The sequence below is a fragment of the Pseudomonas sp. S12(2018) genome (genome assembly GCF_024355235.1).
GTDB classification, from domain to species: domain Bacteria; phylum Pseudomonadota; class Gammaproteobacteria; order Pseudomonadales; family Pseudomonadaceae; genus Aquipseudomonas; species Aquipseudomonas palmensis.
In genome coordinates this window covers 273,028-287,809 of the sequence record NZ_QLAD01000003.1, presented here as the reverse complement: position 1 = coordinate 287,809, position 14,782 = coordinate 273,028, and the positions used below count along the sequence as shown (strand labels likewise).

Genomic DNA, 14,782 nt, shown 5'->3' with positions numbered 1-14,782 from the left:
GGTAGCGATGCAGAAAGCCCGCCGTGACTGGCGGGCTTTTTTGTGGGGAAGTAACCCGCAGGCTCACACCGCCTGTGCTTCGAGCAGGCCGGTCAACACGCCCGCCAGCGCTCGTACCATCGGGTCGGCCGTCTGGCGATGCAGAATCAGAATCTCGTAGCTGTCGATCACCGGCAGGCCATCCGCCTCGCCGAGCACCCGGTGCTCGGCGGTGACGGCGCGTGGCGGCAGCAGGCTGATACCCATGCCGTCGGCCACGGCGGCCTGAATGCCGCTGAGGCTGGAGCTGGTGAACGCGATGCGCCAGCGCCGGCCCAGGCTCTCTACTGCGCTGATGATTTCGTCGCGGTACAGCCCGCGTGGCGGAAAGGTCACCAGCGGGATCGGGGCCAGCGCCAGGGCCGGGTTGTGCGCGCTGTCGATCCAGCGCAATTGCTCCGGCCAGCTGGCCACCCCTTCGCGACCGTTGCGCCGCTGCTTGAGCAGCACCAGGTCGAGCTCGCCGTTGTCGTAGCTCTGGCTGAGGTCGCGGCACAGGCCGCTGGTGACTTCGAGCTTGACCTGCGGGTGCCTGCGGTTGAACGCCGACAGCGCGTTGGTGGTGCGCCCGCCAACGAAGTCTTCCGGGACGCCCAGGCGCAGGGTCACGCCGACCGTGGCGCCGGCCAGGGCTTCGAGCATCTGGTCGTTGAGGGCGAGCATGTGGCGGGCATAGCCGAGCAGGGTCTGGCCGGCGTCGGTGGGCAGCACCTCGCGATTGCCGCGCTCGAGCAGGCGGTGACCGACCATCTCCTCGAGGCGCCGGACCTTCTGGCTGATGGTCGACTGGGTGGAATGCAGGCGCGTGGCCGCTGTGGTGAAACTGCCGCAGTCGGCCACCACCACGATGGCGCGCAGCAGGTCGAGGTCGAACAGAGACCTGTTGGGTTTGAGGCTGAGGCTCATGGCGGGATTCAGGTTTTGAATGGGTAGGCGGTTTTCTAGCATGTGCCGGGGGGTTGGGCAAATGCGCGAACCTGCAGGAGCCGGCCTAGCCGGCCAAAGGGTTGGGTTACCCCAGCAGGTTCGGCACAGACGAAATCAGCAGCGAGACACCCGAGGCAGTCAGCAAGCCCAGCACGATGCGGCGAAACTGCAGGTCGCTGATGCCGATGTACAGGCGCGTACCAAGGAAGGTCGGAATCAGCATGGCCGGCGCGACGATGGCGAAGAACGGCAGCATGTCCACCGTAACGATGCCGGTGCCCAGGTAGGTGAGCATGGTCACGAACAGCATCGACAGGTTGAAGTTCTGGATGATCGAGCGCTGCAGGTCGCGCTCGTAGCCCTTGAGGGTGCACCACAGCGTCGGGACCGTGCCGGTGAAACCGCCAAGCCCACCCATAACGCCACCGATCACACCGATGACGCCATCGACCAGCCGGCCGGCCAGCGGGATTCTCGGCAATCTGCCGGCCAGCAGCATGACCGGGCACCAAGTCACCAGCAGGGCCCCGAGCAAGGTCTTGAACCAGTGCATGTCCAGGTTGGGCAACAGCGCAACACCCAGAGGAATGCCGGCCAGGCCACCGAGGATGAAAGGCAGCAGGCGTTGCAGGCTCAAGCCCCGGCGCACCGAGAACGCGGCCACCACCTGCCCGGTGAGGCCGCCGAACACCGCCAGGGTGGCGGCCAGCTTCGGGTCGAGCACCCAGGCCCAGAACGACATCGCGACCATGCTGAAGGCGAAGCCCGAAAGCCCCTGGACGAACCCCGCAACAACGGCCCCGAGAGCGACCACCAGGTAGATCGTGAGCATCTGCAAGACATCCGGGGTGACTGTGAACGAGTTAGCGATGATGCCATCGCGCAGGGGGGGCCTGTCCAGCATGTCAGCCCCCACTGCAACATCGTCACACCGCCAGCAGCACGCCCCACAACGGCAACGCTGCGGCCAGCCAAACCATTGCACGCGGCCAGTACGGCAACAGCATCGCCACCCCGAACCCCGCCAGTGAAATACCGCCAAACCAGGCTACCGGCCCCATCGCCCAGCCCCAGGCCACGCCACTGACCCACAGGCTGATGGCCAGCGCCGACCAGCCCGCCGACCGCAGGGCCACCCTCAACCAGGGTGCAGGTGCCCTGTCCCACACCTGCTTGTAGTGCCGCTCCAGCCCCAGGCACAACGCCAACATACCCACATAGGCAAACACCACCGCGCCGATCATCAGCATATCATTGCCCCTCCACCGCTACCGTCGCACGCTTGCGCGCAGGTTTTTCTTCACGCGGCGCCACGCAGCGCCATGCCGCATACGCCAGCAACCCACCCAGCACCACGCTGGTGGCCTCCAGCACGCGGTGCGCCGGGTCGTGCTGCGCGGTCAACGCGCCCAGCACCGGCAGGCCGATGCACAGTACCGCGGCCAGCCCCAGCTGCTCGGCCCAGGCGCGCTGCGCCGGGCGCAAACCGGCATGCAGCAGCGACAGCAACCACACCGCGAAGAACGCCTTGACCTCCCAGTTGGCCCGCTGCGCCAGCTCCACCGGCAGCAGGCGGTTGGCCCACAGCAAGCCTGCGCAGGCCAGCATCAGGCCGGCGACGAACGCCACGTTGAAGCTCTCGGCCACCTTGTACCAACGCTGCGCCGACACCGAGGCACTGGCGTACTTGCGCCGGCGCTTGACGCAGAACAGCACCAGCCCGGTGCCGATCATCGCGGTGCTGACCAACGCACACACGAAGTACAGCCAGCGCATCGGATAGCCGCCGAACTGCGCGAAGTGCAGCCCCGCCATCACCCGCTGGGTGAGCACGGCAGGCCGCATGTCGGGCACATCGCGCAGCAGCTCGCCGCTGACGCCGTCGAACACCATGGCCTGCCCCTTGCTCAGGGCGATGCGATACCCCAGGGTCGGGCGCACCTCGATCCGCGCGGCGGCCGTACCGGGGTTGGAGATACCGATGCTGCTGATTGCGCCCAGCCGCTCTTGCGCGCTGGCCAGTACCGGGGCCAGGTCGACCAGCGCGGCTGGCTGCTTGAGCGCCGCGCGCGGCGTGGGCAGACGCTGCTCGCCCTGGGCCTTGTAGTACGCCTGGTTGTCACCCTCGAACAGCGCATCCACCGCCGCCGGCATGTAGATCAGCAAAAAGATCACCAGCCCGGTGTAGGTGATCATCAGGTGAAACGGCAACAGCAGCACCGCGCTGGCGTTGTGAAAATCCAGCCACGAGCGCTGGCCCTTGCCAGGGCGGAAGGTGAAGAACTCCTTGAAGATCTTCTTGTGGATCACGATGCCGCTGACCAGCCCCACCAGCATCACGATTGCCAGGGCACCGACCACGAAGATGCCCCAGTTGCGCGGCAGGTTCAGGGTGAAGTGAAAGCGGAAGAAGAAGCTGCCGCCGGCCGTTTCGCGCACCTCGATCGGCTCGCCGGTATGCGGGTCGAGCGCGGTGCCGCCACCGCGTCGACGCTCGCCGGACGCTACCTGCAAACCGGGCGAACGCGCATCCGGCAGGCTGATGTTCCAGTTGCTGGCGCCCGGTGCATGCTGGGTCAGGTAGGCCAGCCCACGTTGCGCGGCCTGCAACTGGGTGAGGTCGTGGCTGCGCACCTCGGGGCGCATCCAGTTGTCGATTTCGCTGTCGAACACCGCCAGCGTACCGGTGGCGAATATCGCGAACAGCAGCCAGCCGAAGATCAGGCCGGCCCAGGTGTGCAGCCACGCCATGGATTGGGTGAAGGTATTTTTCATCTCACAGGCTCCACAACTGCGGCCAGAAGCCGACCGCCGCCAACGGCACCGCCAGCGCCGCCGGCCACCACGCACGCAGGGCATCGCGACTGGCGAAGGCCCACAGGAACGCGCAGGTGTAGAACGCAAAGGACGGCAGGCTGGCCACGATCACCGCATCCACCGCAGGCATTGGCAGCACACGGGCCAGAAAAGCCGTGGCCGCATAGCTGAATGCATAGCCGCCCAGCAAGGCGGCTGCCGCGCGCGACACAATCAACAACCAGACCGGTCGGGTGTTGCTCATCAGGTTTCTCCTTGTGCTGCCGCTGGCAGGCGCAGGTTCACGCGCAGGCCCGGCTTGAGGTTCTGTGCCCATACCTGGCCACCCTGCAACTGCACCCGGCAACGGGCGATCGTCAGGCCCAGGCCGAAGCCGTCGCCGCCCGGGCGTGCGGCGTCGAGTCGGGTGAAGGGTTGGAAGATGGTCTCCAGCGCAGCCTCGGCCACGCCGGGGCCCTGGTCGTCGATCCACAGGTGCCAGCAATCGCCATCGCGCCGGCCGCCCAGGCGCACCTGCCCGTTGGCAGGCGAATGGCGGATGGCATTGCGCACGATGTTTTCCATCGCCTGGGCCAGGCCGTTGAGGTGGCCGCGCACCAGGCAGTCTTCGGTGAGCGCCATGGGCAGTTGCCCCTCGCGCCAGCCGGACTCGAAACAGGCGTTCTCGCGTACCACCTCCCACAGTGTCTGCACCTCGACCGTGTCCAGCGCCAGTTGCGGGCGCTCGGTGCCGAGCCACACCAGCTCCAGGGTGTCGTCGACCAGCTGGCGCATGCACTGCACCTCGCGGGTCAGGCGCTCGCGCAACACGTCATCGTCGGGCTCGTTTTCGGCGGCCATGTGCAGGCGCGTCAACGGCGTGCGCAACTCGTGGGACAGGTCGGCGAGCAGGCGCTGCTGCAGCGACACGGTCTTTTCGAGGCGCTCGGCCATGTGGTCGAAGGCCCGCCCCAGATCGCCCAGTTCGTCGCTACGCCGGGAAATCGCCGGGTCGACCCGGGTGTCCAGGCGGTCGGCACGCAGGGCATTGGCCTGGGCGCGCAGGTGCGCCAGCGGGCCGATCAGCACGCGATACAGCAGAAAACCCGCCAGCAGTGCCAACAGCGCCGGCAGCAGCCCGTGGATCAGCAGTTGCACCAGCAGCGGACGCATCGACGGCATGAAGCGCTCGGGCAACTGGATCACCAGCCTGCCGGCCTGGGGCGCCTCGGGGAACGGCACGCTGATCGCCGGCAGCTCGGGGGAGCGCTTGCTCATGGGCCAGTCGAGCTCGCGCATGAACGTCACGTACTTCTGCTGCTCATCGGTCAGCGTCTGGCTGCTCAACGAGCGCAGGTCGCTGCCCAGCACCAGCGCCCAGCCCGGCTCGCGGATCTTCAGGTCGGCCAGCCACCGGTCGACGCCTGGCGTACCGCCGCTGCGCCACGCCGCGTGGGCCTCCACGGCGTAGCCCTTGAGCACCTGGCGCGCCTCCTCGCTCAGGTGATAGCTCCTGCGCTCCAGGTGCGCACCGCCCGAGCGGCTGAACCAGATGATCGACAGGCACAGCACCACCAGAAGCGCGCACAGTTTCCACAGCAGCGAGTGACGTCCGGGCAAGCTCATGCCGGCACCTGTGTCAGCACGTAGCCCTTGCCCCATACCGTGGCCAGGCGGCCGGCATAGCCGATGGCGGCCAGCTTGCGACGCACATGGCTGACGTGCATGTCCAGCACGCGGTCCTGCTGGGAGAACGGCCTGTGCAGCACCTGCTGGTAGAGGAACGGCTTGCTCAGCACTTCCTCGGGGTGCGCCAGCAGCACTTGCATCAGGCGGTACTCGATGGGGGTGAAGCTGGCCACCGCGGTGCCCAGCTGCATGTCCTGGCGCATGTCCTTGCGCAGCGCCGCCGGCTCGCCCTGCGCGCCTTCCGGCGCGGCCCGCTCATAGGCGACCCGGCGCAGTACCGCATCGATGCGCACGTCCATCTCGTTCATGCTGAACGGCTTGGGCAGGTAGTCGTCGGCGCCCTGGCTGAAGCCGACGATGCGGTCCTGCTCGGCACCCAGTGCCGACATCAGGATCACCGGCACCATGAACCGCTCGCGCAATTCACCCAGCAGTTGCAGGCCGTCGCGACCGGGCAGGAGGATGTCCATGAGGATCAGGTCGAAGGCCGTCCAGGCCTGCAGGTCGGTGCTGTCGTCCACGCCATGACAGACGCTCACATCGAAACCGCGGCGACGCAGGTGCTGTTCCAGATGGGCCGCCAGCAGCGGATCGTCCTCGACGGCCAGAATCTTCGTGGCAGGTTGTGCTGATAGATAACTCACGCTTCACCTTGGGTAGTACGGGTGTAGAGGGCCTGAAAACACAAAAAGCCGCCCCGGGCCGATCGATGCGCGATCGACCCGGGGCAGCCTGTAGGCAATGGCGGCTCAGAACGAGATGTTCAGTGCCGCGAACAGCGCCCGGCCCGGCTGGTTGTAGGTGTTGGCGCCCGAACTGCTGGCGTTGCCACCCCGGTAGATCTGCTTGTCGAACACGTTGTTCACGCCAAAGCGCACGTCGTAGTTCTTGGTGATCTTGTAGCCGGTGCTCACATCGACCAGGCCGTAGGCTTCGACGTCCTGCTGGGCATCCAGGTCGTAGTTCTGCTGGGTGCGGTAGTTGTAGGTCGGCGACTTCTGCTTGCCGAAGTAGGTACCGGCGACCTGGAACGACAGCTTGTCGGTGGCACGCCAGTCCAGGGTGCTGTTGACCGTGTACTTGGGAATCACGCTCAGCGGCTCGCCGGTGTCGCGGTTGTCGTTGTTGAGCATCAGGGTGAGGTTGGTGTTCCAGTCCAGCGACGGGGTCAGCTCGACGAAGAAGTTGCCTTCCACCCCTTCCACCAGTGCCTTGCCGGCGTTTTCCCACTGGGTCACGCGGCGACCGCTGTTGATGTCGTAGATCACGTCGGTGCCACCGATGATCTTGTTCTTGTAGTCGTTGCGAAAGTACGTCGCGCTGGTGCGCCAGGTGCCACGGTCGTAGAGCAGGCCGATTTCCTTGTTGACGCTGGTTTCGGGGTCGAGGTTGGGGTTGCCCTGCAGGTAGCAGCCGCCGTTGTTGGTCTGCTGGGTGCTGCAACCGTTGCCCCGGCTGTAGAGCAGGTAGTTGGGGTTGGCCTGGTACAGGTTCGGGGTCTTGTAGGCCCGTGCGATACCGCCCTTGACGGTGAGGTCGTCGGTGAGCTTGTGCGCCACGTTCAGGCTCGGGCTGTAGTTGTCGCCGAACTCTTCGTGGTGATCCAGGCGCAGGCCCGGGGTGATGGTGGTGTCGCCGATCACGATGTTGTCTTCGGCGAACAGGGCGAAGCTCTTGGCCGACATCTTCGAGTCGCTGCGATCGAAGCCTGCGATTTCATTGCCGGCACCACCGCTGGGGTCGAAGCTTTGCGGGCGCAGCGAGCCCTTGTCGTTGAGCACTTCGTACAGGTACTCGCCACCCAGGGTCAGCACATGTTCGCTGCTGTCGAGGCTGAACGGCAGGTTCACTTCGCTGGACAGGCGCGTGTTGCGCAGGCGCGACATGTCGGCACCGGTGTCGTTGATCGAGCCTTCCGGGCCACCGGCCAGACCTTCGTTGAGGCGCCAGTTGCGCACGTATTCATACGACAGCGACGACTTGGTCGAGCCCCACTGGAAGTCGCCCAGGTGCGTGAGGTCGTAGGTGCTGCGTTGCATCACGTTGGTTTCGTGGCCGTACAGGCTGGAGATGCGCTCCACGTCACCGCCGCCGTTGCTGTTCATGGTGTCGCCGGCGTAGATATTGCCCTGGCGGCTGTAGCCGCTGCCCAGCTCCAGGCGGTGTTCATCGTTCAGGCGCCAGCTGAGCAGGCCGTTGATGTCCTTGTTGCGCACGCCTTCGCGGCCGGCCACCAGCGCGCTGTTGGCGCTCTTGGCGTTGATGTCCAGGTCATCGGCGTCGGTCTTGGCCAGGCCGCCATACACACGGAACGCCAGGTCGTCGGTGAGGCCGCCGCTGAGGCTGAAGTTGGTGCGCTTGCTGGCGCCTTCGGCGTGGTCTTCGGGCAGCGTGGTGAACAGGCTGACGTTGCCCTGCAGCTCCTGGGTGGGGCGCTTGGTGATGATGTTGACCACCCCGCCCATGGCGCCGGAGCCATAGCGTGCAGCAGCCGGGCCGCGCAGGATCTCGATGCGCTCCACCGCCTCGGCCGGTACCCAGTTGGTTTCGCCACGGGTGTCGCGGTCGCCGTTCCAGCCGTAGCGCACTGCGTTGCGGGCGCTGGAGGGCTTGCCGTCGATCAGGATCAGGGTGTTTTCCGGGCCCATGCCGCGCAGGTCGATCTGGCGGTTGTTGCCGCGCGCGCCGCTGGCGCTGTTGCCGGTGAGGTTGACCCCCGGTTCGCGACGGATGATGTCGGACAGGTCGTTGGCGGGCGGGTGACGCTTGATGTCCTCGGCGGTGATGATCGAAGAGCCCAGTGCCTGCTTGGCTTCCTGCTCGGCGGTGACCATGGTGTTCTGGATCACCAGGGTGTTCTCGCCGTTCTGCTCGTCATCGGCCTGGGCCGAGGTGGCAATCAGGGCCGGCGATGACAGCGCGACAAAGGCCCAGGCCAGGCTGTTGGGGGTACTTCTGGACTGCATTTCACGTCTCCGTCACATCAAGCACAAGGGCAGCCTGCACGGCAGGGCTGCCACAAAGAGACGCCAAATATAATGATTCTCAAATGGGTTTAAATCTTATTTACGAAATTTACATATGGTTCCGCCTGGGCTGATAACCAATCTGTCTAATTTAATAAACAAACCATCAGTCATCACCCGCGAAAAAACGGAAAAATCGGCAATTTTGCGTTTTATCTGCGAGCACCCCGCCTCAAAGTGGAAATATTAATTGACACTTGTCTGTCAATTTTCTTATGGTCCTTGCCTCCTGTATGCCATCACTGCGCCACCCCTGCCGAGCACCGCCCAACGATGCCCACCCGCGATCCAGAGCGGGCCGTTGCTGCTCGACACCGTGAAATCAAGGACCTGATCATGTTGCTGCGTCGCCTGCGAATTCAATGGAAGATCACCTTGCTGGCGGGCCTGTGCCTGCTGGCCGTCGTGGTGGTGCTGATGGTGGCGACACGGGTGCAGTCCTCGCGCAGCGCCACGCTGGTGAGCAGCGCCAGCACCCAGATGCTCGACCAGAACGCGCGCCTGCGCCTGCACACCTACGCGCAGCTGCAGGCGGCGCAGATCCAGCGCTACTTTCAGAGCGCCTACCTGTACGGCAACGGTTTTGCAGACCTGGTGATGTACCTTCGCGCCCAGGGCAATGGCGACCTGCGCCAGGCCCTGACCCGCGAAACCGAACGGGCGCTGGGCAACAACCCCGAACTGCTCGGGCTGTACCTGGTGTTCCTGCCCGATGCGCTGGACGGCAAGGACGCGGCCTTCGTCAACCAGGCCGGCGCGGGCAGCAACGAGGCCGGACGGTTCTCGTTGTACTGGTCGCAGCCCAGCCCCGGCACCCTGGAGCGCGAGGCGATGCCTGAATCGATGCTCGCCGACACCAGCGTCTCGGCCAATGGCTCGGTCTCCAACCGCTGGCTGACCTGCACCCTGGAGAGCGGTGACACCTGCATGGTAGAGCCCTACTTCGACACCGTGGGCGACCGCACCCCGCTGACCACCAGCATCTCCATCCCGCTCAAGCACAACGGCAAGCTGATCGGCGTGCTGGGTGTGGACATCAGCCTGGACAACCTGCAGCTGCTGAGCCTGGAGGGACGCAAGGACCTGTTCGACGGCAACGGGCAGGTGAGCATCGTCAGCGCGACCGGCCTGCTGGCCGGCCACAGCGAGGACAGCGGCCAGTTGAGCAAGCACTTCGAGCAGGTGTTCGGCACCGACTCCAGGGCCCTGGCCGAACAGATGCGCGCCGGCAAGGCGGCCGAATTCAACGACAACGGCCTGCTGCAGGTGAGCCAGTCGTTCGCCCCGGTGCCCGGTGCCCAGCCGTGGAGCGTGCTGCTGGAGGTGCCCGAGCAGGTGCTGCGTGCGCCGGCCGTGGCACTCAACAATCGCCTGGACACCTACAATGCCAGCGCCAACCTCAGCAGCCTGTTGATGGCACTGGTGGCCGCGGTGGTGGGGTTGCTGGTGATCTGGCTGACCGCGCGCGGCGTGACCCGCCCGATACTGGACGTGGCGGCGATGCTCAAGGACATCGCCAGTGGCGAGGGCGACCTGACCCGGCGCCTGGAGTATGCGGGCAAGGACGAGCTGGGTGAGCTGGCGGGCTGGTTCAACCGGTTTCTCGACAAGCTGCAGCCGGTGATTGCCGACGTGAAGGCCTCGGTGCACGACGCACGCGGCACCGCCGACCAGTCGGCGGCACTGGCCAGCCAGACCAGCGCCGGCATGCATCAGCAGTACCGCGAGGTGGACCAGGTGGCGACGGCGTCGCACGAGATGAGCGCGACTGCGCAGGATGTGGCGCGCAACGCCGCGCAGGCCGCCGAGGCTGCGCGCGGCGCCGACCATGCCAGCCGCGAAGGCCTGGAGCTTATTGGCGACACCACCCGCGCCATCGAACAACTGGCCGGCGAGATGACCACCAGCATGCAGGAGGTGGAGCACCTGGCCACGCGCAGCGAGCAGATCGGCTCGGTGCTGGACGTGATCCGTTCGATTGCCGGGCAGACCAACCTGCTGGCGTTGAATGCCGCCATCGAGGCAGCGCGGGCGGGGGAAGCCGGGCGTGGCTTTGCGGTGGTGGCCGATGAAGTGCGCAACCTGGCCAAGCGCACCCAGGACTCGGTGGACGAGATTCGCGTCGATATAGAAGGGTTGCAGCAAGGCACCCGCGAGGTGGTGGAGGCCATGCACAACAGCCACCGCCAGGCGCAGGACAGCGCGGCGCGTGTGGAGCAGGCATTGCCGGCCCTGCAGCGCATTGGCGATGCGGTGGCGGTGATCACCGACATGAACCTGCAGATCGCTTCGGCGGCGGAGGAGCAGAGTGCCGTGGCCGAAGAAGTGAACCGCAACGTGGCGAGCATTCGCGACGTGACCGAATCGTTGTCCGGGCAAGCCGAGGAATCGGCGCAGATCAGCCAGACACTCAACCGGCTGGCCAATCATCAGCAGGGGCTGATGGCGATGTTCAGGGTGTGATGGGGTTGGCGAGGCGCAACGGTTTAGGCGTGAATACGGTCGGCGGCGTGCGATGACGAAAAATATACTAATCCCTGAGACACAAAGAGAATATTTTTTCTATAAGCACCAAACAAACCGAACAACAGTCAAAAATTTTCTCCGTCATCGTCGGTAGGCTACCTACCTGCCCTTCACGTGCACAAAAAGACGATGACCATGCCAGAACTACCGCTGTACCTCGACTACGCCGCCACTACTCCGGTCGATGACCGGGTGATCGAAGCCATGCTGGCCTGCCTCGGCCGCCAGGGCAATTTCGGCAACCCCGCCTCCACTGGCCACGGCTATGGCCAGGCCGCCCGACAGGCCGTGGACCACGCGCGCCAGCAAGTGGCCGACCGGGTTGGCGCTACCGCACACGCCCTTGTATGGACCTCGGGCGCCACCGAGTCCAACAACCTGGCCCTCAAAGGCATTGCCCAGGGCCAGCCTGGGCGCCGTCACCTGATCACCAGTTGCCTGGAGCACAAGGCGGTGATCGACACCGCCCATGAACTGGAGCGCCAGGGCCACACGGTCACCTGGCTCAAGCCCGATGCACAGGGGCTGATCCAGCCAGAGGCCGTGCAGGCGGCCTTGCGCGAGGACACCGCACTGGTGTCGTTGATGTGGGTGAACAACGAACTCGGCACCCTCACCGACATTGCCCGCATCGGCGACATCGTGCGCGAACACGGCGCACTGCTGCACGTGGACGCGGCGCAGGCGGTGGGCAAGGTGGCCATCGACCTGGGCACGCTGGCGGTCGACCTGATGTCGTTTTCGGCGCACAAGGTCTATGGGCCCAAAGGCATCGGTGCGCTCTACGTCGGCCCGCGTGCGCGCCCCGTGCTGCAGGCGCAGATGCATGGCGGCGGGCACGAGGGCGGTATGCGCTCGGGTACGCTGGCCACGCATCAGATTGTGGGCATGGGCGCGGCGTTCGAGCTGGCGGGCGTGCAAGGTGATGCGCAAAGCATGCGCATCGAGCAACTGAGCCAGCGCCTGCGTGAAGGCTTGCTGGCCCTGCCGGGCGTGACCCTGAATGGGTGCGCGCAGCAGCGCATCCCGCACACCTTGAACCTGTGCATCAGCCGCAGCGGGTTCAACAGCGCGCAGGTGGCCGGCAGCCTGGCGCTGTCGTCGACCTCCGCGTGCAGCTCGGCCACCCAGGCCCCTTCGCATGTGCTGCTGGCACTGGGGCTGGATGCCGGCCAGGCGCTGAGCAGTGTGCGGGTGAGCGTGGGGCGGTATACCGAGATGGCAGATGTGGAGCGGGCAATCGAGGTGTTCAGGGCTGCGCTGCAGGCGCCGGCAGGGTTCTGGTAAAGCGGCCTGCAGGAGCCGGCCTTGCCGGCGATGGTGCGTACAGCACCCCTGGCCCGGCATGGCCGGGCATCGCCAGCAAGGCTGGTTCCTACACCCTTGCCACGGCTTACTCGGCTTGCACGTAAGCCGCCGGTTTGTCGGCCACCCGGTTGCGCTTCACGAAATAGGCCACCACCACCAGCACCGTGGTGGCCGCGATGAACCACAGTTGCAGGCGCGATGCCGGGTCGATGGCCTGGCTGCCGATCACGGCGAGCAGCGCAAGCAGTGCCACGACGTTGGCATAAGGGAAGAACCAGGCGCGGAAGGCCTTGGGGTCGACCGGTTCGTGACGGGTTTTCAGGCGCATGGCCAGGTGGGCAATGATGATGAAGATCCACACGATCATCACGAAGGTGCCGCTGCTCTTGGCCAGGGTCATGAACAGGTCGCCGCCGCTGAGAAAGTGCACGGTCAGAATCGTCAGGCAGATGCACAGGCTGAGCAGCAAGGCATTGAGCGGCACGCCCTTGGCCGTGGTGTGCGAGAACAGCTTGGGCGCATGCCCACGCTGGCTCAGGGAGAACAGCATGCGCGAGTTGGAGAACATGAACGAGTTCATCACCGACATGAACGAGACGAACAGCACGATCTTCATCGCCACCGCCGCGCCGCCGAACCCGGCCAGGGTGAACAGCGACACATAGGGCGACGCCAGGTTGGCCTTGTCGGTCCACGGCAGGCACAGGATCAGGATCGACACCGAGCCCACGTAGAACAGCATCACGCGCAGGATCACGCTCTTGATCGCGCGGATCACGTTGCGGCGCGGGTTCTCGGACTCGCCAGCCGCCACGGCGGCGATTTCACTGCCGCCCAGCGAGAAGATCACCACGATCACCCCCGCCATCACCGGCGACAGGCCATTGGGCATGAAGCCGTCGTGCGCGGTCAGGTTCACCAGGCCAGGGGACGGGATGTCGCTGTGCAGGCCGAGCAGTATCGACACGCCCAGCAGCATGAAGATGAGGATGGTGGCGACCTTCAGCGCGGCCAGCCAGTACTCCACTTCGGCGAACGACTTCACCGAGTAGGCGTTGCTCGCCATCAGGGTCACCAGCATGATGAACGCGCCCGCCCAGATCGGCAGCCAGGGCAGAAAATCATGCAGGATGGCGCCCAGCAGCACGGCCTCCAGGGTGATCGTCATCATCGACTTGAACCAGTACAGCCAGCCGACGGTAAAGCCGGCCCACTCGCCCAGGTACATGTTGGCGTAGGTGGAGAACGACCCCGCATCGGGGGTGCGGCAGGCCATCTCGCCAAGCATGAACATCACCAGGGTGACCACGATGCCGCCGATGAAATACGACAGGATCGCGGCGGGGCCGGCCGACGCGATCAGCGAGCCGGAGCCCATGAAAAGCCCGGCCCCGATCACGCCCCCCAGCGCGATCATGGTGATGTGACGTTGCTTCAGGCTCTGCTTGAGACTGTTGGATTGCATTTCCTTTACCTCTCTTATTATTGGGAGAAGACGGCAACGTTCTGCAGCGAGATGACGCGTCACGCTTGCAGAAGGCCGCTCCTCACGCAGGCATCGTCATGTGCCTGCGCCGCACGCTTCAGCCTTTTTCAGGCAATGGCTATCAGGGTGGCACCTTGGACGGCAAGGCCGGCCACCTCAAGCGATTTCTGCGCACAACATCCTGCATTTTTTTCCTGAGGGGCTGCAGCGGGTTTGTGGTAGGCGGCGAGCGAGTGGGCCCTGACGGTCATGTGCCGGCAGGGCTCGCAACTATCGGATAAATAAAACTTTATTCACCCGGTTATTACTTGATAACTTCACCTGCCGTGAAGCGGTTGATAACGTTTTAAGTCTCGCGCCCTAAGTAGTACGACTCTCGACCCGGCTCCCCTTCTTTGGTATTCCCCCACCGCGGCTTGCTTGACACACAAGTACCGCCCTCGCAATGCTTGCCCCCAGCAAAACCCCACGATGAATAACAACAATAACAATTGAACAAGGAGTTCGCCGATGCTTGGCTACTATGCGCAATACAGTAGTGTGTACATCACCACCCTGATGATCGTGACCACGCTGTTCTTCGCCCTGCCGATCTTCATTGCGCCACTCACCTGGGCGCGCCTGATGCAATGGACCATCCCGGAACATACCCACCTGGCCATCTATTTCGGCCGCTGCCTGGGCGCGTTCATTCTGGTGGTTGAAGTGGCCATGTTGCGCTCGGCCACCACCGGCACCAGTTTCAGTTATGCCTTCGACATACTCTTCGTGGTATTCACCCTGATGTTTGTGGTGCATGTCTATGGCGCGATAAAACGTATTCAGCCTATTACCGAAACACTGGAAATCGGCTTCTGGATGATTCTGTTCGTATTGAACATGCTGTTCTACCCCACCACCAGCATTACCCTTTAATACCTGACCCAGCCACTTGAAGGCTGACGCCACCGCGGCGTCGGCCTCTGTGTGCCTGCCCGTCGTCTGT

General features: G+C 64.8%; 12 protein-coding genes. 3 read left to right on the top strand and 9 right to left on the bottom strand.

Translation table 11 applies throughout. The features are described 5' to 3' along the window. Positions 1-63: 63 nt before the first annotated feature. From DN388_RS08485 to DN388_RS08450, 8 genes are all read right to left on the bottom strand, one after another. Positions 64-945: a LysR substrate-binding domain-containing protein gene (locus DN388_RS08485; RefSeq protein WP_254998704.1), complete on the bottom strand. Its 882-nt coding sequence runs from the start codon at positions 943-945 to the stop codon at positions 64-66. A gap of 106 nt (positions 946-1,051) precedes the next feature. Beyond that, entirely contained in the window at positions 1,052-1,870 is an 819-nt protein-coding gene (locus DN388_RS08480) for a sulfite exporter TauE/SafE family protein (RefSeq protein ID WP_231390634.1), read from the bottom strand. Between the two features lie 22 nt (positions 1,871-1,892). After that, complete coding sequence (locus DN388_RS08475; RefSeq protein ID WP_254998694.1) at positions 1,893-2,216, bottom strand: DUF3325 domain-containing protein; 324 nt, start codon at positions 2,214-2,216, stop codon at positions 1,893-1,895. 1 nt (position 2,217) lies between these two features. Then, positions 2,218-3,741, bottom strand: a complete 1,524-nt coding sequence (locus DN388_RS08470; RefSeq protein WP_104572666.1) for a PepSY domain-containing protein — start codon at positions 3,739-3,741, stop codon at positions 2,218-2,220. A 1-nt stretch (position 3,742) separates the two neighbouring features. Continuing rightward, positions 3,743-4,027, bottom strand: a complete 285-nt coding sequence (locus tag DN388_RS08465; protein ID WP_043861156.1) for a hypothetical protein — start codon at positions 4,025-4,027, stop codon at positions 3,743-3,745. Then, complete coding sequence (locus DN388_RS08460; protein ID WP_054915162.1) at positions 4,027-5,388, bottom strand: sensor histidine kinase; 1,362 nt, start codon at positions 5,386-5,388, stop codon at positions 4,027-4,029. Before DN388_RS08460 ends, DN388_RS08465 begins: the two co-directional genes overlap by 1 nt. Next, a complete protein-coding gene (locus DN388_RS08455; protein ID WP_054915163.1) occupies positions 5,385-6,095 on the bottom strand; it encodes a response regulator transcription factor in 711 nt (236 codons plus the stop codon). Before DN388_RS08455 ends, DN388_RS08460 begins: the two co-directional genes overlap by 4 nt. A gap of 105 nt (positions 6,096-6,200) precedes the next feature. Further along, the gene (locus tag DN388_RS08450) at positions 6,201-8,417 is read right to left on the bottom strand and encodes a TonB-dependent siderophore receptor (RefSeq protein ID WP_254998687.1); all 2,217 of its coding nucleotides are present in this window, start codon (positions 8,415-8,417) and stop codon (positions 6,201-6,203) included. Between the two features lie 396 nt (positions 8,418-8,813). Between DN388_RS08450 and DN388_RS08445 the strand changes: the two genes are divergently transcribed. Further along, on the top strand, positions 8,814-10,940 hold the full coding sequence (locus DN388_RS08445; protein WP_088515201.1) for a methyl-accepting chemotaxis protein: 2,127 nt from the start codon (positions 8,814-8,816) through the stop codon (positions 10,938-10,940). Between the two features lie 198 nt (positions 10,941-11,138). Further along, positions 11,139-12,290, top strand: coding sequence for a cysteine desulfurase family protein (locus tag DN388_RS08440; protein ID WP_100633310.1), 1,152 nt, complete (start codon positions 11,139-11,141; stop codon positions 12,288-12,290). Between the two features lie 106 nt (positions 12,291-12,396). Here the strand turns inward: DN388_RS08440 and DN388_RS08435 are convergent, their stop codons facing one another. Then, on the bottom strand, positions 12,397-13,776 hold the full coding sequence (locus DN388_RS08435) for an amino acid permease (protein ID WP_043861150.1): 1,380 nt from the start codon (positions 13,774-13,776) through the stop codon (positions 12,397-12,399). Positions 13,777-14,307: 531 nt separating this feature from the next. Here DN388_RS08435 and DN388_RS08430 point away from each other — a divergent pair. Then, positions 14,308-14,712: a hypothetical protein gene (locus DN388_RS08430; RefSeq protein WP_043861149.1), complete on the top strand. Its 405-nt coding sequence runs from the start codon at positions 14,308-14,310 to the stop codon at positions 14,710-14,712. Positions 14,713-14,782: the final 70 nt, after the last annotated feature.

Coding starts and splice junctions, on each gene's coding strand:
- DN388_RS08485 (WP_254998704.1), bottom strand. CDS start 945: ATGAGCCTCAGCCTCAAACCCAACAGGTCTCTGTTCGACCTCGACCTG.
- DN388_RS08480 (WP_231390634.1), bottom strand. CDS start 1,870: ATGCTGGACAGGCCCCCCCTGCGCGATGGCATCATCGCTAACTCGTTC.
- DN388_RS08475 (WP_254998694.1), bottom strand. CDS start 2,216: ATGCTGATGATCGGCGCGGTGGTGTTTGCCTATGTGGGTATGTTGGCG.
- DN388_RS08470 (WP_104572666.1), bottom strand. CDS start 3,741: ATGAAAAATACCTTCACCCAATCCATGGCGTGGCTGCACACCTGGGCC.
- DN388_RS08465 (WP_043861156.1), bottom strand. CDS start 4,027: ATGAGCAACACCCGACCGGTCTGGTTGTTGATTGTGTCGCGCGCGGCA.
- DN388_RS08460 (WP_054915162.1), bottom strand. CDS start 5,388: ATGAGCTTGCCCGGACGTCACTCGCTGCTGTGGAAACTGTGCGCGCTT.
- DN388_RS08450 (WP_254998687.1), bottom strand. CDS start 8,417: ATGCAGTCCAGAAGTACCCCCAACAGCCTGGCCTGGGCCTTTGTCGCG.
- DN388_RS08445 (WP_088515201.1), top strand. CDS start 8,814: ATGTTGCTGCGTCGCCTGCGAATTCAATGGAAGATCACCTTGCTGGCG.
- DN388_RS08440 (WP_100633310.1), top strand. CDS start 11,139: ATGCCAGAACTACCGCTGTACCTCGACTACGCCGCCACTACTCCGGTC.
- DN388_RS08435 (WP_043861150.1), bottom strand. CDS start 13,776: ATGCAATCCAACAGTCTCAAGCAGAGCCTGAAGCAACGTCACATCACC.
- DN388_RS08430 (WP_043861149.1), top strand. CDS start 14,308: ATGCTTGGCTACTATGCGCAATACAGTAGTGTGTACATCACCACCCTG.